Here is a 26,179-nt window from a genome sequence, read left to right as displayed (position 1 = left end):
CCCGGGTCCCAGCGGTGGCCGCAACACCCTGACTTCGGGGGTTGCGGCCACCGTGTCGTTTTCGGGGAAGGAACGAGCCCGTCTCCGGGCCGGGCGTTTCTGGGGCCCTTCTTCGCGGTGATCTTGCTACCAGGGGCAACTTCGGCGCCGAACTCGCCCCTGGTAGCAAGATCACCGGGGTTGGGGCCGCGTCCGGGAACTGACCGTGGAGAGCATGGACCCCGGGGTCGTGCTCAGCGGGGACAAGCGGGGGCCTTTGGTCTACCGGGCTTCGGACAATACCCGTTGGCAGGTCCAACTGAACCGTTTGGCCGGGGCTTGTGCGGCACAGGTCGTGGTTTTGCTGCGAATCCAAGCGAAGTGGCTCCGACCTGCATCGACACGGCCACCGGAGCCCTTTTGAAACGCCCGGGAAGACGGCGCTTAGGCCACAATTGGCGCGGAAGCGTTCAAGACCGGTCTCTGGCGGATAACCTCTCACCATGAGTGTGCGGCGGATTATGGGTATCGAGACCGAATACGGGATCTCCGTGCCGGGAAACCCCGGGGCCAACGCGATGGTCACCTCCACCCAGGTGGTCAACGCCTACCTGGCCGCCTCGGCGGCCCGGGCCAGGAAGGCCCGCTGGGACTTCGAGGAGGAGAACCCGCTGCGCGACGCCCGCGGGTTCGACCTGGCACGCGAGGTCGCCGATCCCACCCAGTTGACCGACGAGGACCTGGGGCTGGCCAACGTCATCCTCACCAACGGCGCGCGCCTGTACGTGGACCACGCCCACCCCGAGTACTCGGCCCCCGAGGTCACCAACCCTCGCGACGCGGTCCTGTGGGACAAGGCCGGAGAGCGGGTGATGGCCGATGCCGCGGCCCGGGCCGCAGCCACCCCGGGGATAGAGCCGATCCAGCTGTACAAGAACAACACCGACAACAAGGGCGCCTCCTACGGCTGCCACGAGAACTACCTGATGCACCGGTCGACGCCCTTCGGGGACATCGTCCGGCACCTGATCCCGTTCTTCGTCTCCCGCCAGGTGGTGTGCGGCGCGGGCAAGGTCGGGATCGGCGCGGACGGTCAGGGCAGCGGTTTCCAGATCTCGCAGCGGGCCGACTTCTTCGAGGTGGAAGTGGGCCTTGAGACGACCCTGAAGCGTCCCATCATCAACACACGGGACGAACCCCACGCCGACCCGGACCAGTACCGGCGCCTGCACGTCATCATCGGTGACGCCAACATGAGTGAGATCTCCACCTACCTCAAGCTGGGGACCACCGCGCTGGTGCTGTCGATGATCGAGGACGGTTTCCTCAGCACGGACCTGTCCCTGGAGACCCCGGTGGCCGACCTGCGGGAGATCTCCCACGACCCGGGGCTGACCCACCGGGTCCGGTTGCGGGACGGGCGGCGGATGACCGCCCTGGAACTCCAGGGCGAGTACCTGGACCAGGCCCGCAAGTACGTCGAGGACCGGTTCGGCACCGACGTGGACCCCGACACCGCGGACGTGCTCGACCGGTGGGAGTCGGTTCTGTCGCGGTTGGCCTCCGACCCGATGAGCCTGGCCACCGAACTGGACTGGGTCGCCAAGCTCAAGCTCCTGGAGGGCTACCGGTCCCGGGACGGGCTGGAGTGGTCCCACCCGCGCCTGCACCTGGTGGACCTGCAGTACTCCGACGTGCGCGCGGACAAGGGCCTCTACAACCGTCTGGCCGCCCGCGGCCGGATGCGGCGCCTGGTGGAGGACTCCGAGGTCAACCGGGCCGTCACCGAACCGCCGGAGGACACCCGTGCCTACTTCCGGGGGCGCTGCCTGGCCAAGTACGCCGACGAGGTGGCCGCGGCCTCCTGGGACTCGGTGATCTTCGACCTGCCGGGTTACGACTCCCTGCAGCGCGTCCCCACCCTGGAGCCGCGCAGGGGGACCAAGGAGCACGTGGGCGGGCTTCTGGACGCCTCCGCCACCGCAGCGGACCTGGTGGCGGTTCTGGCCGGAGGACGCAGGGGCTGAGCCCGGTCGGGTCGGTGCGATCCGCGGATCGCACCGACCCGACCGCGGCGGCCGTTCCGGACGCCGCACACACGCTCGGGGCCGGGCCCGCCCGGGTGCCCACCCCGTGGTGGTGAGCCCGGCGGAGGGCGACGGGCGCGGGAACGCGGGTGCCCCCGTCCGCGGGGGGCGGACGGGGGCACGGGTTCGGTGTTGCCAGGGGGGTTAGCTGGTCCTCAGCTGAACACCCCAGGAGTTCACCATCGGGGTGACCTCCTGGTAGTAGGTGGTGCCGCCCCAGGTGCAGTTACCGGAGCCGCCCGAGGTCACGCCCTGGGCCTGGGTTCCGGAGATGAACGAACCGCCGGAGTCGCCGGGCTCGGCGCACACGCTGGTCCGGGTCATGTTGTACACGGTGCCCTGGGGGTAGCTCACGGACTGGCCGCGGGCCTGGATGGTCCCGCAGTGCCAACCGGTGGTCGAGCCGGAGCGGCACACGGAGGAGCCGATCGGAGCCTGGCTGTGGCCGGTGACGTTGGCGTAGCCACCGCTGTTGTAGCGGCTGACCAGGTTGGTCAGCGTGAAGTTGGACGTGCCTCGGACGAAGGCGGCGTCGTTGCCCGGGAAGACGGAGCGCTCGAAGACGCCCCGGCCGTTACCGATGCTGACCCGGGTGCCCACGGTCCCGCAGTGTCCGGCGGTGACGAAGCCGGGCTGCCCGGAGGCGTTGGTGGCGGGGAAGCCCACGGAGCAGCGGCCGCCCATGGTGTAGGCGAGACCGCCGATGATGTTGGCGTACATCTCGGGCTGCTCGCTGGTGGTGGTCACCTCGACGGCGGAGGCGTCCACACCCGCGTCGGCGAGGAGGGCGTCCACGTCGGCGCCGGAGCCTTCCAGGACCTCCAGGACGACGGTGTCGCCCTCCACGTCCGGGTACCAGCCGACCACGCCGGGCTCGGTGTCCGCCTCGTTGAGGTCCTGCACGATCGCGTCCAGGCCCTCGGTGCCGTGTGAGACCACCTCGGCCTCGGCGCCGGCGGCCTCTACGGCCCCGACCGCGGTGCTGTCCGTCACCAGGACGGTCAGTTCCATGCTTTCGGTGTCGAACACGGAGCCGCCGTAGGCGTCTCCGGCGGCCTCGGCTGCGGCCTCGTCGACCTCGGAGGCGGTGTCCTGGGCGGTGAGGAGTTCCTCGGCCTCGAACGGGGTGAGGCCGAGGTCACGCTCGAGCGCCTCCTGCATGGAGACGGCTTCGGATTCGGGGGAGGGCGCCTGGGGTAGTGGTCCGGGGGCCGCGAGGGCTCCCGGGGCGGCGGCCAGAACCATGCCGAAGGCAAGGGCTCCGGTGCCGATTGCGGAGACAACGGGGGAGGGTCTCATTGGTCCCTACTCTCCTGGGGGAATTGACGGGGGATCGGGGCCGAATGTTCTACGGCCCCCTTTGTTCACCGAGACATCCGGTAAACAACGCCTAACCATAGGTGCACGTTTTGGTGAGGGAAAGACCGCCAGAACGATGAAGCATTCAGTTCGGTGTGGGGAGATCCGATGACGGGCCCAAAGGCGGTCGCGGAACGTGTCCGCATGGTGGCCCACCTTGAGGTTGTCGGAGCCGAACCGTTACCGACTGAATTCGGACGTGGGGAGCAAGGGGGGTTTTCTGGCCACATCCGGACAGTGGTACCACGTACCAAACGTGTTCGTCCGGACACACAGTCGTAACACCCGTGGTCAGGGGGGCGTGATGGGGCCCTCTGGCGTATGGGGACGCCCCCGCCCGCTGATGCGGACGGGGGCGCCGGGTTGACGGACCGCTGGAGTGCCTAGCTCGTCACGAGGCTGAGGTTCCAACTGCTCAGCGCCGGGTTGATCTCCTGGTAGTAGGTGGTGCCGCCCCAGGTGCAGTTGCCGGAGCCGCCGGAGGTCATGCCCTGGGCCTGGTCACCGGAGATGAACGAGCCGCCGGAGTCGCCGGGCTCGGCGCACACGTCGGTCCGGGTCATGTCGTTGACCGTGCCCTGGGGGTAGCTCACGGACTGGCCGCGGGCCTGGATGGTCCCGCAGTGCCAACCGGTGGTCGAGCCGGAGCGGCACACGGCCGAGCCGATCGGCGCCTGGCTGGAGCCGCCGACGGCCTGGGTGCCGCCGGAGTTGTACATGTTGACCAGGTTGGTCACGGTCCAGTTGGACGTGGCCCGGACGAAGGCGGCGTCGTTGCCCGGGAAGACGGACTCCGCGAAGGTGCCCGACCCGGTGCGGTCCGAGCTCTCGGCGGAGGTGCCGACCGTGCCGCAGTGGCCGGCCGTCACGAATCCGTCGTTGCCCGAGCTGTCGGTGGCCGCGAAGCCGACGGAGCAGCGTCCGCCGCCCATGTAGTACGCGTCTCCGCCGATGATGTCGGCATACAGCTGAGGCGTCTGGTCGGTCTCCTCCACCTGGACGGCGGAGGAGTCCACGCCCGCGGTCTCGATCAGGTCCTCGGCGCCGGCGGTGTCGGTGGCCTCGATGACGACCGTGTCGTTCGCGACGTCGGGGTACCAGCCGACGACGCCCGGCTGGGCGCCGACCGCGTCGAGCTCGTCGATGATCGTGTCGAGGCCTTCGGTGCCGTGTGAGACCACCTCGGCCTCGGCGCCGGCGGCCTCCACGGCTCCGGCTGCGCTGGAGTCGGTGACCAGGACGGTCAGTTCCATGGTGTCGGTGTCGAACACGGAGCCGCCGTAGGCGTCTCCGGCGGCCTCGGCCGCGGTCTCGTCGAGGCCGGAGGCCTCGTGCTGGGCGTCGAGCAGGTCCTCGGCCTCGAACGGGGTGAGGCCGAAGTCCCTCTCAAGCGCTTCCTGCATGGTGGCGGCCTCGCCCTGGGGCGAGGGCTCGGCGGGCACGGTCGCGGCGGTGGCTCCCGGCGTGACCGAGAGCGCGAGACCGAAGGCCAGGGCTCCGGTGCCGATTGCGGAGACAACGGGGGAGGGTCGCATTGATCCCTACTCTCCTTGGGGAATTGACGGGGGTCGGGGTTCGGTTTCCGCGGGGGAGGCCGACCCCGTGTGCTAGCCCCGGACGGGCCGGGGTCACTTCGTTTGCCGAGACATTCGGTAAACGGTCACAAACCATAAGTGAACATCTTGGACAGTAAAAGCCTTGGAAGTTGGTAATTCACCCAAGTGGGAATCGGGTCATAGGATCAGAGGGCAAATAAGTGCTCCTGACTCCGGGTGACGGGGCGTTTGACCTTGACTTTCCGTAGCGGGGTGTATGTGAATCAAGGACACATAAGAATGGCAAGAGGCCTAAAGTGGCCAGATGCGGACACTGACACCCCGTACCATCCGTGACCGTCTGGATGCGTAAACGTAACTCCCTTGGTCAGGGGGTCGTCCTGGGCGAAGGCCGTGTGCTCAATGAGAATGGATGTGCGCACAGCGCCCATGCCTGGAGGCCGTGTGTGCGAAGCGTGCGCAGTGCCCGACCCGGCCCCGGCCGGGGACACGCCCGAGCCGGATCCGCGCCCCCGCTGCGCCCCGTGCGCGCGAACACGGGACGATTCGAGGTAACTAGCGGGTATCGGGCTCCGGGAAGGGGGTTGAGCCGGGTGCTGTTGGGCCAAGATAAGGGCGAGAGCCCCGAACGGGAGGTAGTGAGCGATGGCGAATGACAACGGTGGTCAGAAGCACTCGTCCCGCCGCGACGAGGAGGTCGAGGAGACCGAGGCCGCGACCGAGACCCAGGAGCGCAACGAGCAGCTGGACGAGGACGTCGACGACATCCTGGACGAGATCGACGACGTCCTGGAGAGCAACGCCGAGGACTTCGTTCGGCAGTTCGTGCAGAAGGGCGGTCAGTGACCTCCGGGTTCGCTGACAGCGCACCCGGGTGCCGCTGACCCCGGGGTGCGCGGAGTTAGGGTCAACCCCATCGGCCGGGTCACCCCCCGGCCCGCAGACAGACAGACGGACGACAGGCGCCCCATCCGCCCCCGAGACGGGGTGGGGCGCGAGTGGAGGGAGTCGCGTGTTCGAAGGTTTCGAGGGCGGACGGATGTCGGCCGCTTTCATGAGTGCGGGGACCTCGTCCTTCACCGAGTTTCTTCGGGAGGTCAACCCCGAACTGCTCCCCGGGCAGCACCTGGGCACGGGCGGCGGCACCACCGAGCACCTCACCCCGGACGCGACGACCATCGTCGCCCTGACCTTCCCCGGGGGCGTACTGCTGGCCGGCGACCGACGCGCCACCCAGGGCAACGTCATCGCCAACCGTGACATGGACAAGCTCTACCGGACGGACGAGTTCTCCGCGGTGGCCATCGCCGGTTCGGCCGGAATCGGCATCGAGATGGCCAAGCTCTACCAGGTCGAGCTGGAGCACTACGAGAAGCTGGAAGGCCGTTCCCTTTCCCTGGAGGGTAAGGCGAACAAGCTCGCCCAGATGGTCCGCGGCAACCTCGGCATGGCCATGCAGGGCTTCGTCGTGATCCCCCTGCTGGTCGGTTTCGACGAGAACACCGAACAGGGCAGGGTCTTCAGCTACGACGCGGTGGGCGGCCGCTACGAGGAGCACCGCTACCACTCCATCGGCTCCGGGTCGGTCTACGCCAGGGGCTCCATGAAGAAGCTCTACCGGGAGGACCTGGACGAGACCACGGCGATCAGGGTGGCGTTGGAGTCGCTCTACGACGCCGCGGACGACGACTCCGCCACCGGCGGTCCCGACCTGCACCGCAAGATCTTCCCCCTCGTCGACGTCATCACCGAGGACGGACACCGGCGGGTCTCCGCCGAGGAGGTCGCCCGACTGGCCACGGAGGTGGTCGAGGGGCGGGCCGCCGACCCCGACGGTCCCACCGCCCGGCTGAGCTGAGCCGGCCGCAGCCCCCACGACAGACCTCTCCCGACTAGGTAAGGAACGATCCGCGGTGTCGATGCCGTTCTACGTCGCCCCCGAACAGCAGATGAAGGACAAGGCGGACTACGCGCGCAAGGGCATCGCGCGCGGCCGCAGCGCCGTCGTCCTGCAGTACGAGGGCGGAATCCTGATGGTGGCGGACAACATGTCCCGCACACTGCACAAGATCAGTGAGATCTACGACCGCATTGGTTTCGCCGCGGTCGGCCGCTACCCCGAGTTCGAGAACCTACGCCTCATGGGTGTCCGCTTCGCCGACGTGCGCGGTTACCAGTTCGACCGCCGTGACGTCAGCGGCCGCCAGCTCGCCAACATCTACGCCCAGACCCTGGGCACCGTCTTCAGTGAGAGCCTCAAGCCCTGGGAGGTCGAGATCGTCGTCGCCGAGGTCGGCGACACCGCGGCCGACGACGAGATCTACCGCATCACCTTCGACGGCTCCATCGTCGACGAGCAGGGCTTCGTCGCGGTGGGCGGTTCCTCCGAGCACGTGTCCACCCAGCTCAAGGACCGGTTCGCCGCGGACGCTCCGCTCAGTGCCGCCCTGAACTCGGCCACCCACGCCCTCGCCCACGAGAACGGCGAGGAACGTGAACTGGAAGCCACCAACCTGGAGGTCGCCGTCCTGGAGCGGGACAGGCAGCACCGCAAGTTCCGTCGCATCCACGGCAGCCGCCTGGCCTCCCTCATCGCGGAGGGCAAGCGGGGAACGGCCGAGAACGCCTCCGGCGACGGGAACAGCACCGAGGACGAGGCCGACGAGTGACCTGTAAGCGATGACCACGGTGCGGCGCCGCCCGGGCGCCGCACCGTCCGGGCGGGTGTGGGCGACGCGGCCCCGTCGTCCACCCCACGGTGACGGGAAGTTGGTGAGGCCGCGTGGAACGACGGATCTTCGGGCTGGAGAACGAGTACGGGGTCACGTGCACCTTCCGGGGGCAGCGCCGTCTGTCACCGGACGAGGTCGCCCGCTACCTGTTCCGGCGGGTGGTCTCCTGGGGGCGCAGCAGCAACGTGTTCCTCCGCAACGGCGCCCGCCTGTACCTGGACGTGGGCAGTCACCCCGAGTACGCCACCCCTGAGTGCGACAGCCTCGTGGACCTGGTGGCGCACGACAAGGCCGGCGAGCGCATCCTGGAGGGGCTGCAGGTCGACGCCGAGCAGCGCCTGCACGAGGAGGGCATCGCCGGGGACATCTACCTGTTCAAGAACAACACCGACTCGGCGGGCAACTCCTACGGGTGCCACGAGAACTACCTCGTCGGCCGGCACGGGGAGTTCGGCCGTCTCGCAGACGTCCTCATCCCCTTCCTGGTCACCCGGCAGATCATCTGCGGCGCCGGCAAGGTGCTCCAGACCCCCCGGGGCGCGCTGTTCTGCGTCAGCCAGCGCGCCGAGCACATCTGGGAGGGCGTGTCCTCGGCGACGACCCGCTCCCGCCCCATCATCAACACCCGCGACGAACCCCACGCCGACGCCGAGCGGTTCCGCCGCCTGCACGTCATCGTGGGCGACTCCAACATGAGCGAGACCACCACCCTCCTCAAACTGGGCTCCACCGACCTGGTGCTGCGGATGATCGAGGCCGGTGTCGTCATGCGGGACTACACCCTGGAGAACCCCATCCGGGCGATCCGCGAGATCAGCCACGACATGACAGGTCGTCGCAAGGTGCGCCTGGCCAACGGCCGCGAGGCCAGCGCACTGGAGATCCAGCGCGAGTACCTGGACAAGGTGCAGAGCTACGTGGACCGGCACGGGACCGACGCCGTGGGCAAGCGCATCCTGGACCTGTGGCAGCGCACCCTGGAGGCGGTCGAGACCCAGAACCTGGAGACGGTCTCCCGCGAGATCGACTGGGTCGCCAAGTACCTGCTGCTGGAACGCTACCGGGACAGGCACGACCTCTCCCTGTCCTCTCCGAGGGTGGCCCAGCTCGACCTCACCTACCACGACATCCACCGTGAACGGGGTCTGTTCTACCTGATGCAGCAGCGCGGGCAGATGGACCGGGTCGTCGAGGACCTGAAGATCTTCGAGGCCAAGTCGGTGCCCCCGCAGACCACCCGCGCCCGGCTGCGCGGCGAGTTCATCCGCAGGGCCCAGGAACAGCGACGGGACTTCACCGTCGACTGGGTCCACCTCAAACTCAACGACCAGGCGCAGCGCACCGTGCTGTGCAAGGACCCCTTCAAGTCCGTGGACGAACGGGTGGAGAAGCTGATCGCGGGTATGTGACACCGACGTGCGGGCGGGGCCCCGCGGGCGGACCGGAGACGGTTTCCCGCGGGGCCCCGCTTTCGGAGAGGCCACCGCTCACCCTCCCTCCGGCCGAAATTCCCCGGATGGGTGCTCCCGGGGGGCTGGCCACACTCCGACTGTTCGGTAGTGTGACCCTGTCCTGAGCCGGAAATCAGAGGTTGTGACCCATGCACCGACGTGCTGCCGCCCTCGCGGTGCCAATGACCGCCATCGCCTTGGTGGTCTCCAGCTGCGCATCGATCCCGGAGGAGTGGCGTACCCCCGCCTTCCTCCGCATGAACGACGACGCACTCGACTCGCGGTTGCCCGAGGTCACCGGCGAAGTCGGTGAGGAACCCGAGATCACCTTCCCCGACATCGAGCCTCCGGACGAGGAGATCTCCGGTGTCGTCAGCAAGGGGTCGGGCGAGGACGTCCTCGTCGGCGCGGACGACCTGGTCGTCGCCAACGTCGTCCAGTACCAGTGGACGGCTCCCGGAGAGGGCGAGAAGGTCGAGGGCCAGTCCAGCTACGAAAACGGCGCTCCCGACCTGGTGCGTATGGAGCAGATGCCGGACTACATCACCGAGACCCTGGTCAGCCAGCCCCTGAACAGCCGTGCGGTCTACGTCTTCCCGCCGCTGACCTCCGAGGAGAGGGAGCAGGCCGAGGCGATGGGGCAGCCGGCGCCCGAGGGAGCCAGCGTCCTGGTCATCGACATGGTGGACCGCTTCAGCAAGGGCGCCGTCGTTCCGGGCGAGCAGACCACCAACGGCGGCGGCGACCTGCCCACGGTCACGCAGGACGGCCACAGCCAGCCCGAGATCGAGATCCCCGAGGACACCGAGGCCCCCGAGGACCTGGAGGTCGTCCCCCTCATCGAGGGCGACGGCGCCGAGGTCGAGGAGGGTCAGCAGATCATCGCCCAGTACACGGGCGTGCGCTGGGAGGCCGACGAGAACGGCAACCACCCGGTCTTCGACTCCAGTTGGAGCCGCGGGGGCGACCCCCTGGACGCCACGCTCGTGAGCGGCGAACAGGGCGGCCTCATCGAGGGCTGGGTCGAGGGCATGGCCGGCCAGAAGGTCGGCAGCCGCCTGATGCTGGTCGTGCCGGGTGACATGGCCTACGGCGAGACCACCGAGGAGGCCCAGGGCAGCCCGGCGGGCACCCTGGTGTTCGTGGTCGACATCCTGGGCGCCTACGACAACCCGCCGCCGCCCGAGCCCGCGGAGGAGGAAGGCGGCGAGGAGGCCTCGGACGAGGAGGGCGCCGCCGAGGACGGGGCCGACGAGGAGTCAGCCGAGGAGTGAGGACTCCGGTGGGGTGAGACCCCGGAACTCCGGGCCCCGTGGGCGAGACCGCCCACGGGGCCCTGTCATGGGCGGTACCGACACTCCCGGCCCCCGCGAACGTCCCCGGTGAGTCCGACTCCGAGCGTAGAGTTGATCACTCAGGGTGAGTATGGGCGAGGGGGAACCATGCCAGACCAGCGGCGGTACTGCTACGTGTCCGGGCTGAGCCTGGGTGTTCCGGCGCTGGAGGAGCTCTGCGCCCAGGGACGCCCGCCGGCCCTGGTGGTCTCCTACCCGGCCGAGCTGGCGCACCGCTCCGGCTACTTCGACTTCGAGGAGGTCACCCGCCGTCACGACCTGCCGCACCTGCGGGCGGCCGACATCAACACCGACGAGGTGCGCGACGCCCTGGTGGCGCACCGGATCGACCTGATGGTCGTCGCGGGCTGGTCGCAGTTGGTACACGAGCAGGTCCTGACCTCGCTGCCGTTGGGCGGGGTCGGCCTGCACCCCTCCCCGCTGCCGGTCGGCCGCGGACGCGCCCCCATCCCCTGGACGATCCTGCGCGACATGCGCTCCAGCGCCGTCACCCTCTTCCACCTGGAACGGGAGGCCGACGCGGGCGACATCGTGGACCGGATCTGGTTCGACGTGGCCCCCGACGTCACCGCCACCGGCCTGTACGAGAGGACCGGGCGCCTGCAGTCCGAACTGCTCCTGCGCAACCTGGGCGCGCTCCTGGAGGGGTGTGCGCCCCGCCGCCCCCAGAGCGGCCACGTCTCGGTGTGGCCGCGCCGCCGCCCCAGCGACGGCCGCCTCGACCTGACCGCCGCGGGGCGGGACGTGGACCGGATGGTGCGCGCCCTGGCCGCCCCCTACCCCGGCGCCTTCGCGATGTTCGGCGGGGCCCGGATCACCCTGTGCTCAGGAACGCTGTCCGAGGAGGTCGTGGGTGGTGACCCCGGACAGATCGTCTCCGCGGGCCCCGGGCGTGAATGGGGTGTGACCTGCGGGGACGGCAGTGTTTTCGTGCCCGAGACCGTGCGGGTGGACGAGGGGGTGCTCGCCGACCCGACCTCCCTGGCCATGTTCCGGCCGGGGCGCTACTTCGACGCCCCCTCCGAGCACATGCTGGCCGCGACCCGTCGCACCCCGGTCCCGGGCAACGGGGACGCCGAACACCGCCGCCCCGCCGCCCGGCTGACCGGCGAGCGGGACCTCAACCACCGATGAGGGTGGCGGCGTGGCGCCCCGCGGCGGCCGCGCTCAGGAAGGCGGCCCGGTCCTCCTCCAGCCCGCGCCCCATCGTCGACACCTTGACCGGCAGGGCGAGCAGTTCCTCCTCCAGGCCGGTGACCGGCACCTCCACCAGCGTGTGCCGCTCCGCAAGGCTCCAGGCCTGGTCGCGGACGCACTCGCCGAAGAACCCGGGAAGGCTCGGAACCACCACGTCGGCGGGGGCCAGGGCCACCCGGCCGTAGGCGGTCAGGCTGTGGTGGGACACCCCGCGGTGCCTTCTGCGCTGGTCGGCCTCGCTGATCCGCAGGCTGGCAACCGGGCGCCCGCCCAGGACGGCGGCCGCGTTCACCGCCTCGCCGCAGGCCACCCCGGAGAACCCCCACGGGGTGCCGGTCCCCAGGTTTCCCGGCCCCTGGCAGACCACCGCGACGTCGGCCCCCAGCACGTGCCGGGCCGCGAGCAGCCCCGAGTGCACGGTGACCGCCTCCAGGTCACCGCCGAAGGCCTGCCCGGTCGTCACGCACCCTGCGAGCAGCCCCTCCTCCCGCAGAACCCCGACGAGCTGGGAGAACACGGCAGGTAGGGCACCGCCGTCGAGCATCACGTTGACCACCCGGGCGCCCGGGCGTTCGGCGCGGATCCCGGCGAGGACGGCGGGAAGCGCGGAGTGCAGGTCGGCGACGACCACGGGCATCCCGTCGACCCCCTCGGCCGAGCGCAGCGCCCCGTGGTGCTCGGACCCCTGCTCGTCCGCGCCCAGGACGGTGGCCTGGAGCGGGGTGTAGCGGGCCTTGACCAGGTGTCCGGGGCCCTCGCGGTCGGCGGGCAACCGGTCGGGAAGGGCCACCACCAGGGCGTATCCGCCGGTGCCCAGGCCCAGGTCCAGGGCGCCGGTGTTGAGCAGGACGGTGTCGCCGACCTCGGGTGCGCCGACCAGGTCGGTGTAGGCCAGCGCACGGCAGACGGGGGGCGGTGCCGACCCCTCCCCGCCGGCGCTCACCGAGACCGCGCACAGGCGGACCCCGGGCCACGAGGGCAGGACCTGACGGACTTCACCACGGCGCCACCGGATCATGCTGGGCACGGTACCGTCGGAGCTGAACCGGAGGTGGGAGGACGCGCCCTCGCGGCCCCGCCCGGTCCATCCACCACAGCGGGCAAGAGGAGTGCGGACAATGTCGCGCAGGAAGACCGAACGGCAGCTCAACCTGGTCATCTGCCTGTTGTCCACGCGGCGCCACCTGACCGCGCAGGAGATCCGTGCGACGGTGCAGGGGTACGCCGAGGCCGACACCGAGTCGGCCTTCAAGCGTATGTTCGAGAGGGACAAGCGGGAGCTGCGGGACAGCGGTATCCCCATCCAGGTCGGCACCGGGGACGCCTTCAGCGGGGAGGAGGGGTACCGGATCTCCCGCTCGGACTACGAGCTGCCCGAGATCGAGCTCCTGCCCGACGAGGCGGTCGTGCTGGGCCTGGCGGCCCGGGCCTGGCGCCACGCCTCCCTGGGTGAGGCCGCGGCCAACGCCCTGTTCAAGCTCCGTTCGGCCGGAGTCCCGGTCGACTCGGAGGCGGCCCCGGGACTGACCCCGGCGATGCGGACCGACGAGCCGGCCTTCGGGCCCGTGTGGCAGGCGGTCCGGGACCGGCGGCCGATCTCCTTCGACTACCGCAAACCGGGCCAGGAGCGGGCGCAGCGGCGCGAGGTCGAACCGTGGGGCATCGTGAACCTGCGCGGCCACTGGTACGTGGTGGGCCATGACCGGTTGCGCGACGCCCAGCGGGTGTTCCGCCTCGGGCGGATCCAGGGCGGGGTGGACGTGGTGCGCACCGGGCCCGACGTGGTCGTCCCCGAGGGGGTGGAGCTGCGTTCGGTGGTCTCCCAGCAGAGCGCCGTGCCCGAGCGGACCGCGACCCTGCGCGTGCGCACCGACTCCGCGCACGCCCTGCGCCGCCGTGCGCTGCGCGTGGTCCCGGGGGAGCGCGACGGCGCCGGCAGCGGCTGGGACACCCTCACGCTGCCCTACACCGACACCGGCGGGCTGGTGCGGCAGGTGGCCTCGCACGGTTCACGGGCGGTCGTGGTGGAGCCGCCGCAGGCCCGGGCGGCGGTGGCGTCCCACCTGGCCGGGGTGGTCGAGGGGGCCGCCGCGGCGGAGGAGCCCGGCGCCGTCGGTGCCGCGGAGGGGGAGGACGCCCCCGCCCGGGGCCCCCGCTCCGCCGACCAGCTCCGCCGGCTCCTCATGCTGGTCCCGTACGCGCTCGGCCGCGACGTGCGGGTACCCGAGGTGGCGCGGCACTTCGGGCTCAGTGAGAAGCAGGTGGTCTCCGACCTGAGCCTGCTCTGGATGTGCGGCCTGCCGGGGTACACCCCCGGTGACCTGATCGAGGTGGACCTGGACGCGGCCAAGGAGACCGGTGAGATCATCATCGGCAACGCCGACACCCTGGCCCAGCCGCTGCGGCTCACCGCGGACGAGGCGGCCAGCCTGGTCGTGGGCCTGTCCCTGCTGGAGGCGCTGCCCGAGGCCCAGGGGGTCGAGGGCGGCGCCCTCAAGAGGGTGGGGGAGAAGCTGCGCACCGCAGCCGGGACGGCCGTGAGCAGCCTCGCCGACGCGGTGCAGGTCCGGGTTGAGCTGGACGAGCAGGTCGCCCAGACCCAGCGCCGCTGCGCGGACGCCCTGGGCGCCGGGCAGCGCCTGCACCTGCGCTACCTGTCGGGTTACCTGGACCAGGTCACGGAGCGGGACGTCGATCCGATGGGGCTGGTGGTCCAGGACGGCCACACCTTCCTGGAGGGGTACTGCCACCTGCGGCGGGACGTGCGGCTGTTCCGCCTGGACCGGGTCCTGGAGCTGACCGTGCTGCCCTTCGCGGCCGAGGTGCCCGAGGGGGTGGGCCGACGCGACCTGTCCGGCGGGGTGCTCCAGCGCTCCGAGCGCGACGCCCTGGTGACCCTGGTGCTGGAACCCTCCGCTCGGTGGGTCACCGAGGACTACGTGTGCGAGTCGGCGGTCGAGCTCCCCGGGGGCGGGGTGCGGGCGACCCTGCGCACCCCCGCGCCGGCGTGGGTGGCCCGGCTGGCCCTGTCGTTGGGACGGGAGGGGCGCCTGGTGTTGCCGGAGGGCCTCGCGGAGGAGGTCCGGGCCGAGGCGGAGCGGGCCCTGCGGCACTACGGGACCCCCGGAGAATTGGTTGAGACCACTTCGTCGCCGGAGTGAGGCTCACCTGTTCACCCGGGGGTGGGGTGTAGGTCAGCGCGGAAGGGATATGGTGAGAGCGTGATCGCCCTCGCTGTCCTTTTCGGTGTGTTCTGTGCCGGAGCCTGTACCGTCGGCGCCCTCGCCCTGAGAGCGCGCCGCGAGGCCTGCGCCCTGTCCGAAGAGGTGACACGGGCGGCGGGCGGGTACCAGGCGAGCAGCGCCGACCTGCGTGAGCGCATCAGTCGTGGCGGTGCCGACACATGACGGACCCGCTGACGGACGCGCGTACCATCAGAGGCGCTTGGTCGCGCCCCGTAGAGAGGTAGAACCATGGGACCGTTCAACGGACCTACCATCGCCATCCTGGTGATCGTCGCCATCCTTCTGTTCGGAGCCAAGAAGCTTCCGGACCTGGCCCGCTCCCTGGGTCGCAGTGCCCGGATCCTCAAGGCCGAGAGCAAGGGCCTGGTCGACGACGAGGAGACCAAGGGCGAGGAGGAGCCGAAGGCGCAGCAGGCCCAGGACCAGCAGCCGCAGCAGGCCCCGCAGCCCGACAGCGCCCAGGGCGCCAACCAGCAGCAGGGTTACCCGCAGCTGCCCCCCGGCCAGCGCATCGTCAACGAGTCCGGTGAGCGCAGCAACCAGACCCACAACAACTAAGTGCCGGATCGGCGCCCCCGCTCCGCCGCGGCGTGCCCGGGTGCCGAGAAGGCGGGGGAGGAACCCTCCCGGCGCCCGAACGAAACCCCCCGGGGCCGAGCCGCGGAGCCCGGCCCCCGGTCGGATCCACGCGCGGCACCCGCAGGTGCCGCGCCGGACGGCTGTCGTCAGCGGGGAGTCCGCGCCCTCGGCGCGGGCCCGGATGAGAAGAGAGTGACCGCACGATGAGGTCCCGAAGCCGAACGGCGAACCCGGACGCCCGGATGCCGCTCATGGACCACCTGCGCGAGCTGCGCAACCGGTTGGCCAAGGCACTGCTCATCCTGGCCCTGGGTGCGGTGGTCGGCGCCGTCTTCTACGACCAGGTGTGGAACTTCCTCACCGAGCCCTACTGCTCGCTCCCCGCCTCCCAGGTCGTCGAGGGCGGCGGCTGCTCCCTGATCGTCACCGGGCCCTTCGACGCGTTCTTCGTCGCCTTCAAGGTCTGGCTGTTCGTCGGAGCCCTGGTCACCGCGCCGCTCTGGCTCTACCAGCTGTGGGCCTTCGTCGCCCCGGCGCTGCACGGCAGCGAGAAGAAGTACGCCTACATCTTCGCGCCGCTGGCCGGTCTCCTGTTCGTCTCGGGCGCGGCCCTGGCGTACTCGATCACCGCGCTCGCCCTCCAGATGCTGTTCGGCTTCCTGCCCGAGGACGCGGACCCGTTCCTCACCATCGGCGAGTACCTCAGCTACATGCTCATCATGATGGGCATGTTCGGTCTCGGCTTCGTCATGCCGCTGCTGGTGGTCCTGCTCAACATCGTCGGCATCCTCAGCCACGAGGCCATCGTCAAGTGGCGTCAGGTCATCATCTTCTCCGCCTTCCTGATCGCGGCGGTCGTCACCCCGGCCGAGCCCATCTCGATGCTGGCCCTGGCGGTCCCCCTCATCATCCTCTTCGAGCTCGCCGAGCTGTTCTGCTTCTTCAACGACCGCCGCAGAAGGCGCAACGACCCCGCCGGCGACCTCAGCGACGACGAGATCTCCGACCTCGACGACCAGCCCTCCGACCTGGACTACACGCCCTCCTCACTGGACGATCCCGACTCCGAGGGCGAATCGAGCAAGCGCTCCTGAGACCGTTCGGGAAGCGCTAGGGTTCGGCTGGGAACAGTCGGCGGCAGGCCCGGGCTCCCACACGCCCCTGGTCCGCCGTCGCCCCGGACACCGCTGCCAGAGCGAGCTCCACCCACACCGAGCTCCAGGAACCAGGAAGACCAGGAAGAGCTGATGAGCGAGCAGACCGAGGGCAAGAGGGAACTGCCGCCCGAGGCCATGGGCAACGAGAAGTGGCACGACACCACCCACGCCGTGTGGATGCGTTCCTCCCTGTCCAAGCCGGACTCCGAGGCGGTCGTCGAGGTCGCCGAGTTCGACGACGGCTTCCGCGCGGTGCGGGACGGCAAGTCACCGGAGAAGGGCACCCTGTTCTTCACCCCCGCCGAGTGGGAGGCCTTCGTCCTGGGGGCCCGTGACGGCGAGTTCGACATCCCCGAGGAGTACCTCACCGAGGAGGAGATCGCGATCCAGCGCGGTCAGGCCGAGGTCGAGGCGACCTGGGTGCCCTCCCCGCTGAACACGCCGGAGGCGATGGAGGAGTACCATCGCCGCCAGCGTGAGGAAACCGAGCAGGGGTCCGCGACCCGGGACGACTGAGCGGCGCCTGCGCCCGGGCGCGGGTGTGCGGGTACCTCACCCGGCCCCGTACACCCCTTTGACCCCGGATCCGGGTAGTTAAGGACCGGCATATGCCCCCTCACATCGCCCTTCTGGTCAACCCGGCCTCAGGCCGGCGCCGCGCCGCCGTCATCGCGGTGCGCCTGAAGGCGGCCCTGCGCGACGCGGGCGCGCGTGTGCACGTCTACACCGGCCGCTCCGCGGCGGACAGCCGTCGCCTGGCCCGCCTGGCCGCCGCGGACCGCCCCGACGCACTGGTCGCGGTCGGCGGTGACGGCCTGGTGCACCAGGCACTCCAGGGCGTGGTCGGTACCGGCGTGCCCCTGGCGGTGATCCCGGCGGGAAGCGGCAACGACGTGGCCCGTGCCTTCGGCGTCCCGCGCGGCTCCGCGCACAAGGCGGCCGAGGCGATCCTGGCCGGCCGCACCCGCCCCAGCGACGTGGTCCGCCTGACCACGGCCGACGGCACCCAGCGCTACTACATGAGCGTTCTGGCCTGCGGTTTCGACGCCCGGGTCAACGAACGGGTGAACAACTTCCGCTTCGGTGCCGGCCGTGCCGGCTACCTGGTCGGGCTCCTCGCCGAACTGCGCTCCTTTCAGCCCGTCGACTTCGAGATCGACATCGACGGACACCGGATCGCCGAACCCGGCATGCTGGTGGCGGTCGGCAACACCAGTGCCTACGGCGGCGGCATGCACGTGTGCGCCGAGGCCGTCCCCGACGACGGGCTGCTCGACGTCGTCTTCGTCAGGCAGGGGCCGCTCGGCCGCTTCCTGCGCATGTTCCCCAAGGTCTTCACCGGAAGCCACCTCGGTCTCGACGAGGTGGTCTCCGTGCAGGGGCGCACCGTCACCATCCGGGGCGACGCGGGGGCGGCCTACGCCGACGGGGAACGCATCGGACCGCCGACACTGGTGTGCGAGGTGGTGCCCAAGGCGGTCGAGATGTTGGAGCTGACCTCATAGGCTGGGAGACCTATGAGTAGTCACTCCGAGCGTTACGCCGCCTTCCGTCGGCGCCAGAGCGCCTCCAGCGCCGCGATCGAGGCCTTCCAGGGGCTCTACGGGTTCGAGTTCGACCCCTTCCAGATCAGGGCCTGCAAGGCTCTGGAAGGCGGACACGGGGTGCTGGTCGCCGCGCCGACCGGATCCGGCAAGACCGTGGTCGGCGAGTTCGCCGTGCACCTGGCCCTGGCCGAGGGCACCAAGTGCTTCTACACCACGCCGATCAAGGCCCTGTCCAACCAGAAGTACAACGACCTGGTCAAACGCTACGGCGCCGACCAGGTCGGGCTGCTGACCGGTGACAACAGCGTCAACGGTGAGGCGCCGGTGGTCGTGATGACCACCGAGGTGCTGCGCAACATGCTCTACGAGGGTTCGTCCACCCTGGGCGGACTGGCCTACGTGGTCATGGACGAGGTGCACTACCTCGCCGACCGGTTCCGCGGCGCGGTCTGGGAGGAGGTGATCATCCACCTGCCCGAGTCGGTGCGCATGGTCGCCCTGTCCGCGACCGTCAGCAACGCCGAGGAGTTCGGTGAGTGGCTCCAGCAGGTACGCGGCGACACCACCGTCATCGTCGACGAGAAGCGGCCCGTTCCGCTGTGGCAGCACGTCATGGTGGGCAACCGGATCCACGACCTGTTCGTCGAACAGCAGGAGGAGCCCGAGGACGCCGAGGAGGGGGGCGGCCGCAGCCGGCGCAAGCGGGAACGGCGCCGGCTCCAGCACCGGCGCCCCCAGGAGATCCGGGTGGGCGGGCAGAAACTGCTCATCAACCCGTACCTGAGCCGTACCGCCGAGGACGACGCGCGCACCACCCAGTTGGCCAACCGGCGCCGCCACCCGCAGACCAGGGCCCGCGGCAACGTGCGTCCGCGCACCCGGTTCGCCCCGCCCACACGGCCGATGATCATCGAGGAACTGGACTCCGAGGGGCTCCTCCCGGCGATCACCTTCATCTTCAGCAGGGCGGGCTGCGACGACGCCGTCCGCCAGTGCGTGGCCTCCGGCCTGGTGCTCACCACCCCCGAGGAGGCCGACCAGATCCGTGAGTACGCCGAGACGCGCTGCGCGGACATCCCGCGCGCGGATCTGAGCGTGCTCGGCTTCGACTCCTGGCTGCGCGCCCTGGAGGCGGGGATCTCCGCGCACCACGCGGGCATGCTGCCCACCTTCAAGGAGATCGTCGAGCACCTGTTCTCCAAGGGTCTGATCCGGGCGGTCTTCGCCACCGAGACGCTGGCCCTGGGCATCAACATGCCCGCCCGCACCGTGGTGATCGAGAAGCTCGACAAGTGGAACGGCGAGACCCACGCCGCGCTCACCCCCGGCGAGTACACCCAGCTCACCGGGCGGGCCGGGCGGCGGGGCATCGACGTGGAGGGGCACGCGGTCGTGGTCTGGCAGGCCGGGACCGACCCCGAGTCGGTGGCCAGCCTGGCGGGCACCCGCACCTACCCGCTCAACTCCAGCTTCCGGCCCTCCTACAACATGGCGGTCAACCTGGTCGGCCAGGTCGGCCGCCGGCGCAGCCGCAACATGCTGGAGGCCTCCTTCGCCCAGTTCCAGGCCGACCGGGCCGTGGTCGGACTGGTCAGGCAGCTGCGCAAACACGAGGAGGCCCTGGAGGGCTACGCCAAGGCGGCAGAGTGCCACCTGGGCGACTTCATGGAGTACGCGGGGCTGCGCCGGGCCCTGAGCGACCGTGAGGCCGCGCTCGCGAAGAACCGTTCGGCCCAGCGCCGGGACGAGGCCCTGGAGAGCCTGGAGCGGCTGCGCACCGGCGACATCATCCGCATCCCCTCGGGCCGCTTCTCCGGGCACGCCGTGGTCCTGGACCCCGGGTTGCGCCACGACCTGCCCGCTCCGCTGGTCCTGACCGCGGACAAGCAGGTCAAGCGGGTCAACGCCAGTGACTTCAACATCCCGGTGCACCCCTCGGGGCGGATGCGCATCCCCAAGTCCTTCTCCGCGCGTTCCCCGCGCTCGCGCCAGGACCTGGCCTCGACCCTGCGCAACAAACTCAGGGAGCAGGGCACCGACCCCTCCTACGAACGACGGGGCGGCCGTCGCGACCAGCAGGAGGACCCCGAGGTCCGCCGGCTGCGCTCCGCACTGAAGAAGCACCCCTGCCACGGCTGTTCCGACCGTGAGGACCACGCCCGCTGGGCCGAGCGCTACTTCCGGCTGCAGAAGGAGACGGAATCGCTGCGCCGCCGTGTGGAGGGGCGGTCGCACGTCATCTCCCGTACCTTCGACCGGGTGTGCGGTGTCCTGGAGGACCTGGAGTACCTGTCGGGCGACGAGGTCTCCGAGGAGGGCGGCAAGCTCGCCAAGATCTACTCCGAACTGGACCTGCTGGTCGCCGAGTGCCTGCGCCGGGGCGTGTGGGACGACCTCAACCCGGTGGAGCTGGCAGCGTGCGCCGCGGCCCTGGTCTACGAGGCGCGCCGGAACGACGACGCCTTCCCGCGCCTGCCGGAGGGAAAGGTCGAGGAGGCCCTCACCGAGATGGTGCGGCTGTGGGGGGAGCTCAACGAGGTGGAGGCCCGGAACCGGGTCTCGTTCCTGCGCCAGCCCGACCTCGGCTTCGTGTGGACCGCGCACCGCTGGGCGCGCGGTGACCGGCTCGACGCGATCCTGCGCCAGTCGGAGATGACCGCGGGGGACTTCGTGCGCACCGCGAAGATGCTGGTGGACATGCTCAGCCAGATCGCGGGGGCAGCCGCCGACCCCCAGATGCGGTCCAACGCCCGCAAGGCCTCGGACCTGGTCCGCCGCGGGGTGGTCGCCTACTCCTCCTTCAACTAGGTCCCCGGCCCCGACCGCGGTGGCCCCGCTTCCGGTGTCCGCGGGGCCCGCGGAACAACCGGGCGGGGGCGGGCGTTCGAGGCGTAACGGGGCCCCGGTGGTCGAATCGGGTCACCGGGGGCACCATCATGGGATAAGCACGGGACCCCGAACGGGGCCTGTAGTCCGCAAGACGTCCTGAAACGAGGCTTCAGCAGTGCTGCGCACCCTCATGAACGGCAAGATCCACCGTGCCACGGTCACCCAGGCCGACCTGCACTACGTGGGCTCGGTCACCATCGACGCCGACCTGATGGACGCCGCCGACATCGTCGACGGCGAGCAGGTCCACATCGTCGACATCGACAACGGAAACCGCCTGGTCACCTACGCCCTCGTCGGTGAGCGGGGCAGCGGCGTCATCGGGATCAACGGCGCGGCGGCGCGTCTGGTGAGCCCCGGCGACCTGGTCATCCTCATCGGTTACGCCCAGGTGGACGAGAGGGAGCGTGCCGACCACGTCCAGCACATCGTGCACGTGGACCGCGACAACAAGATCGTCGCACTGGGCAACGACCCGGCTGAGCCGGTCCCCGGCAGCGGTCTCGTCGCCGGTCGCTGAACCGTATCCGCAGTGCCACGAACGCCCGTGCCCCGGCACGGGCGTTCGTGTTCGGCGGGTTCCGCCGCGGGCCGGGGAGGCCGGGAAACCCCGCAGCCTGGCCGATTCCGGCCTGATCGGTCCTCCGGACGCCGGGTATGCCCAGAGGCGGCATGGACGAACGGGACGAGGAACGGCGTCGGGTCGCCGAACACATCGAGTGGCAGAAGCAGGGAGCGTGGGTCGTCCTCTGGGGGGTCTACACCCGGTGCTTCTGGGCGTACGCCTGCTGGCCGGTGATCCCGGAGGGCGGGGTGGTCGTCCACGCGCAGGACCCCGACCTGCTGTACGCCGAGATGCGCTACGTCGAGCGCGAGCACGACTTCCTGCGGTGGCGGTACGGCAGGGGGAGGTCTCGGGCCGGGCTTCCCGGTGGGTGAGCGGCCCGCACCCCGCAATTCATCCCTTTTGCCCCGCATGATCCGTGGAAATGCCAGCGAGCTACGATTCGTCTGTCAGGCGGATGAATCGGAGTGTCGGTCCAGTGTCCACAGGAACCACCCGGGGCGGGAACGCCCTCACCGAGGCGGGACGAACCAGGCTGCAACGGCGTACCGTCCTGGTCCTCATGATCGCCCAGGTCGTCGGCGGTATCGGTATGGGCGCCATGCTGGCCGTGGGCGCGCTCATCGCCCTGGACCTGAGCGGTTCGGACACCTGGTCCGGGATGGCCACCACCATGATCACCCTGGGTGCGGCCGTCTTCGCGCTGCCCCTGGCCGCCACCGCCGCCCGGAGGGGCCGTCGCCCCGGTCTCGCCCTGGGCTGGCTCCTGGGCGCCCTGGGCGGGACCGTCGTCATCGCCGCCACCGTGTGGGAGCTGTTCGCGCTCTTCCTGGCCGGGATGGTGCTGATCGGTGCGGGGACCGCCACCAACCTCCAGGCCCGGCACGCGGCGGCCGACCTGGCCACCGAACGCACCCGCGGCCGCGACCTGTCCGTCGTGGTCTGGGCGACCACCGTGGGCGCCGTGGTCGGCCCCAACCTGATCGGCCCCACGGGTGGCCTGGCCGAGTCCCTGGGGCTGACCGACCTCCTGGGCCCGGTCCTGCTCACCACGGCCGGTTTCCTGGGAGGCGCCGCCCTCATCGGCGGGCTGCTGCGCCCCGACCCCCTGCTGGCCGCCACGGCAGAGGCCGAACGGGTCGAACGCGACCGGGGCGGGGCCCCGAAGGCGAAGCTCACCCTGGCCGACGGCCTCCGGGCGATCGGCAGCAGCCCGGACGCGCTCCTGGCCGTGGTCGGCATCGTGGCCAGCCACACCGTGATGGTCGCGGTGATGACCATGACTCCGGTGCACATGTCGCACCACGGGTCCGCGCTCACCGTCATCGGGCTGACGATCTCCCTGCACATCGCCGGCATGTACGCGTTCTCCCCGCTCGTGGGCTGGCTCGCGGACCGTTTCGGGCGGGTCCCCGTGCTCCTGGCCGGGCAGGTGGTCCTGCTCGCGGCCACCGCCGTCTCGGGCACCGCGGGGCACGACGAGGCGCTGGTGACCACCGGCCTGGTCCTGCTCGGTCTGGGCTGGTCCTTCGGCCTGGTGTCCGGCAGCACCCTGCTCGCGGAGTCGCTCTCCGCCGAGGTGCGACCGCGCGCCCAGGGCTTCAGCGACCTGGCGATGAACCTGGGCGGCGCGTCGGCCGGCGCGTTCTCCGGCGTGGTCCTGGCGATGGCGGGGTTCGGTGGCCTGAACGTGTTCGCGGCCCTGTTCACCGTCCCGGTGTTCGTGCTCGCGGTCCGTGCCCTGCTCTCCCGCGGCCGTGCCGACCGGGACCTTCGCGCGGACTGACCGGGCGGCGCTACCGGCCCGGGGCAAACACATCCGGACCTTTACCGGAAACGCCCGGTGAGCTTTCCTCAAACCTCTCTTTACGCGGTTACGGTGCAGTTTCGAGGCGTCCGCCGAGGGAGGCGGGCTCGTGCCGCCGGACGAAGGGGTGTTCTCATTGAGTGACCGGGGACCCGAGGAGGGGGCCGGGGAGCGGCCGGAACGGGATCCGGTGAACCACCGTCCGCCGGAGGAGTGGCGGCCGGGCGACCCCGGTGACCCGAGCGGGGGCGGTCCGCAACCGCCCGGGGAGCCGGAACACGGATCCACCGCGTGCGAACCCCCTCCCGGCGACCCCCGGCCGTACGTCGGCCCGCCCCCGGATCAACTGCCCCACGGGTACCCGACGGGGCACCCCACCGGTGCGCAGCCCGGACCGGTGGACCCGGGGGAACTCTCGGAGGGGCCGAACGGGCCGGCTCAGGCCGGGTACGAGCACGCGGGCTACGCCCCCGGTTACGGCGAGTACCCCGGAGCGCCGGGCACGTACCAGACCCCCGGCGGGTACGGCGGCCCGGGCGGGTTCCGCCCGCCACCGCCCAGGCAGACGCCGTGGGGCAAGATCATCGGGATCGGCTGCGGTGTCCTGCTCCTGCTGCTCCTGGTTCTGGGCGGTTGTGCCGCGCTGGTCCTGATCGCCGCAGGCGGCTCCTAGACGGACGCCGACGAGACCGGTGCGCGGCCCCGGGACGGAACACCAGCGGCGCGATGCCGGGGCCCTGTCAGGGGGCCAGCGCCGGATCGCGCAGCCACTCCGTCAGGTCCTCCCGGCGTTCGCTGTCGCACTTGAGCGGGCAGGTGGTGCAGAAGCCGTGCTCGGGGTCGCCCTTGTAGTCGAAGCAGCAGGTGCCCCGGACCGCCCAGGTCCCCCTGGGGTGGTCGGGCGCGAACGGGAACAGGCGCGGGCGCTTGCGGGTGACGGCCCCCGCCGCGACCACGGCGTCACCCAGCCGGGTGGCCAGCTCCCAGGCCTGCTCGGCGTCCCGGCCCAGGTACCGGGCCGGATTGAGCATGTAGAAGTGCAGGGTGTCGAGCACCCAGCCCCACAGGGTGCGCTTGCCCGCGCGGGAGTGCGCGTGCAGTGCGTCGATGAGGGGCTCGAAGGTGGCGAACAGTCCTTCGGCGGTGAGCCGCAGCTGTTCGTCCTCGTCACGGGCGAGCACGGTGTCGGGGTGGCCGGCGGCCGGGTCGTCGGGCAGCACCGCGGTGCGGACGTCGGTCACGACGGGGGTGCCGAAGCGGGAGCGGACGGTGTCCCAGGGCAGGTGGAGCGTGTCCGGTGTGAACAGCGGCCCGCGGCCGGTCAGGTACAGGGACGCGGCGGCCATGAAGACGGGCTCGCGCAGGGTGACCCGCAGGAAGTTGGTGGCGGCCGGAAGCCGGTGGCCGGGTCCGTGTTCGGTCCGGAGCTTGTCGAACAGGACCGGAATCCAGCCGTGGTCGGTCATCGAGGTGACGCTGTGCTGCTGTACGCCGTCCGCCTGTCGGCCGTGGAGTTCGGCCAGGCTGGTGATCTCGGGCAGCGGCGCGAACTTCAGCCGCGAGCAGACACCGCGGAGAGCGTCGAGCGGATCTGGAGTCACCTGGCAACCCTTCGTCGCATAGCGTAACCGTCAAGTCCGGGGGCGGTGTGGTCGCAGCTACCACCGGGGGACGGGTTCACCTGCGCCTCTTAAGTGAGGCTATCCTAACGAATCTTGTGGTTGCAATGTGACGGGGCACTTGTTTGCCGAAACCTGGACGCTCGTTGTTCGGCCCAAGGTCAGGTCAGAGCGGGTGGACCGCCCTGGTCGCGAACAGGTGCGAAAATTGTGACGTGTGTTCAGGCTGAGTGGTCCGGTTCGGCGGGCGAAGCGGGCGAGGCGGTCCTCTTGTCGGTGGTCCGGGCCCGGCGACTGCGGCGACGGGGTTTGCGGTACTTGATCCACCACTCCACGAACAGCAGGGGCAGAATCCACGACAGGAAGCCCGACGCGGCGCCGAGGTCGAGCGACATCGCCTCGAAGTCGCCTCCGTAGACCGTGTCCACCCGCGGCGCCGTGATCATCACCAAGAGGACGTGCAACACGCGGTTGAACGCGATGCCGTAGACCAGGGCGAAGCTTCGCAGCATCCACTCGCGGTGGTCGGCGAACCGCCGTCGGCGCGCCTTCACGTAGCCCAGGACGGTGAAGGCCGACCACAGTGCGGCCCAGACGAAGCCGCTGATCTGCGCGCTCGCGCCGGCTTCGCTGAAGGGTGCGATGAGCATGGCCGGAACCCCGACGAGGGGGAGTCCCGCCAGGACGTACACCCGTCCGCTCCACCGGTGCACTGCCGGGTGGCGGGTGCGTAGCCACGGCCACACCTGGAGGATCACCAGCAGCGTGATGAGCGCTCCGCCGAAGACGTGGATGACGAGTACCGGAAAGTACCAGGACGGGCTCTCCGGAACCGGCAGGCGTGAATCGGCCGGGTCCAGGCTCAGGTAGGGCGGGACGGCGAAGAGCAGGAACGTGACGCTGAACAGGGCCAGAGGCAGGATCCACGGCCGCTCCCACCAGCGGGCGGGGGAGGGTTTCGGCGGCGGGCGCCGCGACGCGGTGTCGGTGGGCGGGGCTGCCGTGAGGTGTCGTGAGTCGGAGGTGGTTCGAGTCATATCGCGTACCTCGCAAAC

23 protein-coding genes are annotated in these 26,179 nt (G+C 70.5%); 18 read left to right on the top strand and 5 right to left on the bottom strand.

Going from position 1 to position 26,179, the window contains the following annotated elements; genetic code table 11:
• Positions 1–482: 482 nt before the first annotated feature.
• Positions 483–2,006 carry a depupylase/deamidase Dop gene (gene dop, locus IE195_RS14680; protein WP_373295661.1) on the top strand — a complete coding sequence of 508 codons (1,524 nt, stop codon included), beginning with the start codon at positions 483–485 and terminating at the stop codon, positions 2,004–2,006.
• Between the two features lie 204 nt (positions 2,007–2,210).
• On the opposite strand, the gene IE195_RS14675 is transcribed toward dop, so the two are convergent.
• Both IE195_RS14675 and IE195_RS14670 read right to left on the bottom strand, forming a co-directional pair.
• Positions 2,211–3,365 (bottom strand): S1 family peptidase, encoded by a 1,155-nt coding sequence (locus IE195_RS14675; protein ID WP_191271726.1) that lies wholly within the window; start codon positions 3,363–3,365, stop codon positions 2,211–2,213.
• A gap of 443 nt (positions 3,366–3,808) precedes the next feature.
• The gene (locus IE195_RS14670) at positions 3,809–4,960 is read right to left on the bottom strand and encodes a S1 family peptidase (RefSeq protein WP_191271724.1); all 1,152 of its coding nucleotides are present in this window, start codon (positions 4,958–4,960) and stop codon (positions 3,809–3,811) included.
• A gap of 666 nt (positions 4,961–5,626) precedes the next feature.
• Here IE195_RS14670 and IE195_RS14665 point away from each other — a divergent pair.
• The 6 genes from IE195_RS14665 to IE195_RS14640 all read left to right on the top strand — a co-directional run bounded on the left by IE195_RS14665 (position 5,627) and on the right by IE195_RS14640 (position 11,653).
• Positions 5,627–5,827: a ubiquitin-like protein Pup gene (locus tag IE195_RS14665; protein WP_191271722.1), complete on the top strand. Its 201-nt coding sequence runs from the start codon at positions 5,627–5,629 to the stop codon at positions 5,825–5,827.
• A 166-nt stretch (positions 5,828–5,993) separates the two neighbouring features.
• Entirely contained in the window at positions 5,994–6,839 is an 846-nt protein-coding gene (prcB, locus tag IE195_RS14660) for a proteasome subunit beta (protein WP_191271720.1), read from the top strand.
• 55 nt (positions 6,840–6,894) lie between these two features.
• Positions 6,895–7,650 (top strand): proteasome subunit alpha, encoded by a 756-nt coding sequence (gene prcA / locus IE195_RS14655; protein ID WP_191271718.1) that lies wholly within the window; start codon positions 6,895–6,897, stop codon positions 7,648–7,650.
• 113 nt (positions 7,651–7,763) lie between these two features.
• A complete protein-coding gene (gene pafA, locus IE195_RS14650; protein WP_191271715.1) occupies positions 7,764–9,122 on the top strand; it encodes a Pup--protein ligase in 1,359 nt (452 codons plus the stop codon).
• A gap of 191 nt (positions 9,123–9,313) precedes the next feature.
• A complete protein-coding gene (locus tag IE195_RS14645; RefSeq protein ID WP_191271713.1) occupies positions 9,314–10,438 on the top strand; it encodes an FKBP-type peptidyl-prolyl cis-trans isomerase in 1,125 nt (374 codons plus the stop codon).
• Between the two features lie 168 nt (positions 10,439–10,606).
• Positions 10,607–11,653 carry a methionyl-tRNA formyltransferase gene (locus IE195_RS14640; protein ID WP_191271711.1) on the top strand — a complete coding sequence of 349 codons (1,047 nt, stop codon included), beginning with the start codon at positions 10,607–10,609 and terminating at the stop codon, positions 11,651–11,653.
• Here the strand turns inward: IE195_RS14640 and IE195_RS14635 are convergent.
• Positions 11,640–12,734, bottom strand: coding sequence for a DUF3866 family protein (locus IE195_RS14635; RefSeq protein WP_191271708.1), 1,095 nt, complete (start codon positions 12,732–12,734; stop codon positions 11,640–11,642). The genes IE195_RS14640 and IE195_RS14635 overlap by 14 nt on opposite strands.
• 100 nt (positions 12,735–12,834) lie before the next feature.
• On the opposite strand from IE195_RS14635, the gene IE195_RS14630 reads away from it, so the two are divergent.
• From IE195_RS14630 to IE195_RS26600, 11 genes are all read left to right on the top strand, one after another.
• Entirely contained in the window at positions 12,835–14,877 is a 2,043-nt protein-coding gene (locus IE195_RS14630; RefSeq protein ID WP_191271706.1) for a helix-turn-helix transcriptional regulator, read from the top strand.
• Between the two features lie 60 nt (positions 14,878–14,937).
• On the top strand, positions 14,938–15,123 hold the full coding sequence (locus IE195_RS14625) for a hypothetical protein (protein WP_191271704.1): 186 nt from the start codon (positions 14,938–14,940) through the stop codon (positions 15,121–15,123).
• Between the two features lie 66 nt (positions 15,124–15,189).
• Positions 15,190–15,519 (top strand): Sec-independent protein translocase subunit TatA, encoded by a 330-nt coding sequence (gene tatA, locus IE195_RS14620; protein WP_191271702.1) that lies wholly within the window; start codon positions 15,190–15,192, stop codon positions 15,517–15,519.
• 263 nt (positions 15,520–15,782) lie between these two features.
• Positions 15,783–16,634 (top strand): twin-arginine translocase subunit TatC, encoded by an 852-nt coding sequence (gene tatC / locus IE195_RS14615; RefSeq protein WP_191272636.1) that lies wholly within the window; start codon positions 15,783–15,785, stop codon positions 16,632–16,634.
• 153 nt (positions 16,635–16,787) lie between these two features.
• Positions 16,788–17,213 (top strand): DUF397 domain-containing protein, encoded by a 426-nt coding sequence (locus tag IE195_RS14610; RefSeq protein WP_191271701.1) that lies wholly within the window; start codon positions 16,788–16,790, stop codon positions 17,211–17,213.
• A gap of 92 nt (positions 17,214–17,305) precedes the next feature.
• On the top strand, positions 17,306–18,202 hold the full coding sequence (locus tag IE195_RS14605; protein ID WP_191271700.1) for a diacylglycerol/lipid kinase family protein: 897 nt from the start codon (positions 17,306–17,308) through the stop codon (positions 18,200–18,202).
• A gap of 12 nt (positions 18,203–18,214) precedes the next feature.
• A complete protein-coding gene (locus IE195_RS14600; RefSeq protein WP_191271698.1) occupies positions 18,215–21,052 on the top strand; it encodes a DEAD/DEAH box helicase in 2,838 nt (945 codons plus the stop codon).
• A gap of 196 nt (positions 21,053–21,248) precedes the next feature.
• On the top strand, positions 21,249–21,653 hold the full coding sequence (gene panD / locus IE195_RS14595) for an aspartate 1-decarboxylase (RefSeq protein WP_191271696.1): 405 nt from the start codon (positions 21,249–21,251) through the stop codon (positions 21,651–21,653).
• 152 nt (positions 21,654–21,805) lie between these two features.
• Positions 21,806–22,072 (top strand): hypothetical protein, encoded by a 267-nt coding sequence (locus IE195_RS14590; RefSeq protein WP_191271694.1) that lies wholly within the window; start codon positions 21,806–21,808, stop codon positions 22,070–22,072.
• A 104-nt stretch (positions 22,073–22,176) separates the two neighbouring features.
• Positions 22,177–23,484 carry an MFS transporter gene (locus IE195_RS14585; RefSeq protein ID WP_191271692.1) on the top strand — a complete coding sequence of 436 codons (1,308 nt, stop codon included), beginning with the start codon at positions 22,177–22,179 and terminating at the stop codon, positions 23,482–23,484.
• Between the two features lie 157 nt (positions 23,485–23,641).
• Positions 23,642–24,178, top strand: a complete 537-nt coding sequence (locus IE195_RS26600; protein WP_308428430.1) for a hypothetical protein — start codon at positions 23,642–23,644, stop codon at positions 24,176–24,178.
• A gap of 67 nt (positions 24,179–24,245) precedes the next feature.
• Here the strand turns inward: IE195_RS26600 and IE195_RS14575 are convergent, their stop codons facing one another.
• Positions 24,246–25,106, bottom strand: coding sequence for a ferric iron reductase (locus tag IE195_RS14575; protein ID WP_191271690.1), 861 nt, complete (start codon positions 25,104–25,106; stop codon positions 24,246–24,248).
• A 239-nt stretch (positions 25,107–25,345) separates the two neighbouring features.
• A complete protein-coding gene (locus IE195_RS14570; protein WP_191271688.1) occupies positions 25,346–26,161 on the bottom strand; it encodes a DUF2306 domain-containing protein in 816 nt (271 codons plus the stop codon).
• Between the last annotated feature and the right edge of the window lie 18 nt (positions 26,162–26,179).

This window comes from Nocardiopsis terrae (genome assembly GCF_014651695.1).
GTDB classification, from domain to species: Bacteria; Actinomycetota; Actinomycetes; order Streptosporangiales; family Streptosporangiaceae; genus Nocardiopsis; species Nocardiopsis terrae.
This window is presented reverse-complemented; position numbering and strand designations above follow the sequence as displayed.